Here is a 238-nt window from a genome sequence, read left to right as displayed (position 1 = left end):
GCTGACTCTGGACGGCTCGCCCCAGGGCAAGACGGCCTGGCTGCGCCAGCCCTACTTCAAGCCGCCCCAGGGCCAGGACGCCAGCTATGCCGGCTACGGCGTGGTCAAGGACGCCGACGCCCTGGCCATCTATAAAGAGGCCCTGGCCAACCGCTGGCAGATCCTTTCCCACACCAACGGCGACCGCGCCATCGACCAGTTGCTCGGTTCCATGCATGCCGCGGAACAGGCCTACCCC

The 238-nt window shown here is 67.6% G+C and carries 1 protein-coding gene; it reads left to right on the top strand.

The window, feature by feature from the left end:
• A partial coding sequence (locus tag SB756_RS35095) for an amidohydrolase family protein (protein ID WP_410913885.1) occupies positions 1 to 238 on the top strand: 238 nt, incomplete at both ends.

It is taken from the genome of Pseudomonas sp. SIMBA_068 (assembly GCF_046534705.1).
In the GTDB taxonomy this organism is placed as follows: Bacteria; Pseudomonadota; Gammaproteobacteria; order Pseudomonadales; family Pseudomonadaceae; genus Aquipseudomonas; species Aquipseudomonas putida.
This window is presented reverse-complemented; position numbering and strand designations above follow the sequence as displayed.